Below are 2,586 nucleotides of genomic sequence, written 5' to 3' on the forward strand. Positions count from 1 at the left end.
CGAGGAAGGTCCGAATGAAGGGATCAGCTATGGAAGCCACCCAGCCCGGGTGACGAGCGATGCCTTCACACGAAGGAGCCTGCCATGTCCCCCGTCCAGATCATCCAGCGCCATGCCCACCTCGCCGGCCCGGTGCAGCTCGACCACATTCCCACCTCCGACGGCCCCCGGGCCCGCGCCACCCTGACCGCGCTCAGCCAGCGCCGGCGTGGCAAGGACAAGCAGGACCCGCCGGTGGCCATCCGCTGGACGGTGTGGGGTGCGCTGGCCGAACACGCTGCCAAGTACCTCGGCCGCGGGAGCCACGTCAACGTGGTCGGTCACCTGCACAACCACAGCTATGTGGCCACCGACGGCCACACCGTGCACACCTTTGTCTTCACCGCCGAGGAGATCGATTTCCTGGACAGCAAGGCCGAAGCCGAGGCCCGGCGCGAACGCCAGGCGTTTGTCGCCGAGATGGACCAGGCCCAGGCCACCCGCTGAAGGAGACCACCATGCAAACGATTCACGCCACCCCGTCCCTGACCACCCGCTTCGCCTACGGCACCCGTGTGCTGCGCCAGGACAGCGGCCTGGCCGAAGACCAGATGCGCCAGGTCGCGCCGTCCATCTTCGCCACCGGCAAACACGCCAGCCGGTCGGAGCGCTACAGCTACATCCCCACCATCGAGGTGCTGCGGGGGCTGCAGAAGGAGAACTTCCGCCCGGTGATGGTGGCCCAGGGTGCCAGCCGCGTCGCAGGCAAGGCTGACTACACCAAGCACCTGATCCGCCTGCGCCACGGCGAGCCGAACCGGCGGGACGAAGCGCAGGAGATCATCCTGATCAACAGATGCTATGGAGGTTGAACAGAGCAGCCGAACCTGGAGACTCAGACGTCGCGGTGAACCGCAATACTGCTGTCGTCGATTTCGACCATAGGCATCGTGTGCAGCCGTTCGACAGTATTAACGTTTGCTTGCCCGGCTGCGTCCTACCTTGACACGGTCAATCGGCCAATTGCCACGCACGTTTCGTTTGGGCTACAACGTGCGTCCCGCAACTCTGATCCGAAAGGAGCCTGGAAATGAGATCAATTGAATCATTGCCTTGCGACGAGCATGCGGCGCATCCGGACGATCTGTTCATGAGCCTCGAGCTCGGCGACAAGCGCTGGAAGCTGAGCATCGGCGACGGTCACCACCGCGCGAGCCGCTACGACGTCGCTGCAGGCGAAGTGGAGGCCGTCGCAAAGTGTATTGAGACGACGCGCGCGCGACTGAAGACGCCGCATGATGCTTCGGTACACAGTTGCTACGAGGCAGGACGCGACGGCTGGTGGCTGCACCGCCGGCTCACTCAAGTGGGCGTGGACAACATCGTTGTCGACGCCTCGAGCATCGAGGTCAACCGGCGAGCGCGTCGAGCCAAAACCGACCGACTCGACGCTGAGAAGCTGCGAACGATGCTCTTACGCCATCACAGCGGCGAACACGTGTGGTCCATACTGCGCGAGCCTACCGAGCAAGATGAGGACGCCCGCCGCGTGCACCGCGAACTGCAACGGCTGATGCACGAGCGAACGTCACACATCAATCGCATTCGCGCGCTGCTGTTGCTTCACAACCTGCGGCCGGAGGTCATCGTCGTCGGGCGCGACTGGCAAGGCTGGTGGGACAAGTACAACGGACAGATCCCTTTAAAGCTGCGCCAAGAAATCGAGCGCGAGATCGCTCGACTTAAGCTGGTCAAAGACCAGATTCGAGCGATCGAGCTGGCGCGTCGGCATGAGCTCGCTGACGGTCAGCACCCCATGGTTGCGCAGCTCGCGCGCCTTGGAGCGATTGGTCCAAAAGGTGCCTGGGTGCTCGTGCACGAGGTATTCGGCTGGCGACGATTTGCGAATCGGCGGGAGCTTGCTGGCTGCCTCGGACTGGCGCCTACTCCCTATGCCAGCGGCGACAGCCAGACGGAGCAGGGCATCAGCAAGGTAGGAAACAAACGCGTGCGGGCCTTACTCGTGGAACTGGCTTGGGGCTGGCTGCGCCGGCAACCCGACAGCGGGCTGACGCTCTGGTTCAAACGACGGTTCGCACACGCGGGTGCGCGCATGCGCCGCGTTGGCATTGTGGCGCTCGCGCGCCGAATAGCGATCGCAATGTGGCGGTTCCTCCAAAACGGCGAAGTCCCGCTCGGGGCACGGCTAAAAACTGCGCCGCAATCTTCTTGAACGGTGACCTTTGTGATGAACCTCAAAGCCTGAATCGATAGCCTCAAGTGGGCAGTTGCAGAAAGTTGATCATGGGTCGATGCGCCCGGCGTCGTGGCGGGCCACTGCTTACCAGTGGCCGATCAAACAGAAGGGGCGCATCGGTAACTGGAGACTTGCCAGCGCGCCTGGCACGCATGCGGCATTTGGTGTGGGCGGTGGCCCACACGGATAGAAGTTGGATCCAGCTCAGTCTCGATCTGATGAAGGTCTCTGACCCACGATTGGTGTGCGCACAACCGAGGCCCCCGTAACTGGCGGCATTGACAGGAGGTCCCTCATAGAAGCCATGACGGCGTCAGCCCGTACCAGATGCTTGCAGGGCTGTTCCGGTA

Annotated in this window: 3 protein-coding genes; all 3 read left to right on the plus strand. The window is 63.2% G+C overall.

Annotation, left to right across the window (positions count from 1 at the left end; all coding sequences use genetic code 11):
• Positions 1–84 precede the first annotated feature (84 nt).
• Positions 85–486 carry a single-stranded DNA-binding protein gene (locus VO99_RS27390; protein ID WP_046116142.1) on the plus strand — a complete coding sequence of 134 codons (402 nt, stop codon included), beginning with the start codon at positions 85–87 and terminating at the stop codon, positions 484–486.
• A gap of 11 nt (positions 487–497) precedes the next feature.
• Positions 498–851: a DUF932 domain-containing protein gene (locus tag VO99_RS27395; protein WP_310733679.1), complete on the plus strand. Its 354-nt coding sequence runs from the start codon at positions 498–500 to the stop codon at positions 849–851.
• A 218-nt stretch (positions 852–1,069) separates the two neighbouring features.
• Positions 1,070–2,212, plus strand: coding sequence for an IS110 family RNA-guided transposase (locus tag VO99_RS29990; protein WP_083441008.1), 1,143 nt, complete (start codon positions 1,070–1,072; stop codon positions 2,210–2,212).
• Positions 2,213–2,586: the final 374 nt, after the last annotated feature.

The sequence above is a fragment of the Aquincola tertiaricarbonis genome (assembly GCF_000969605.1).
GTDB lineage: Bacteria > Pseudomonadota > Gammaproteobacteria > Burkholderiales > Burkholderiaceae_C > Aquincola > Aquincola tertiaricarbonis.

Coding starts and splice junctions, on each gene's coding strand:
- VO99_RS27390 (WP_046116142.1), top strand. CDS start 85: ATGTCCCCCGTCCAGATCATCCAGCGCCATGCCCACCTCGCCGGCCCG.
- VO99_RS27395 (WP_310733679.1), top strand. CDS start 498: ATGCAAACGATTCACGCCACCCCGTCCCTGACCACCCGCTTCGCCTAC.
- VO99_RS29990 (WP_083441008.1), top strand. CDS start 1,070: ATGAGATCAATTGAATCATTGCCTTGCGACGAGCATGCGGCGCATCCG.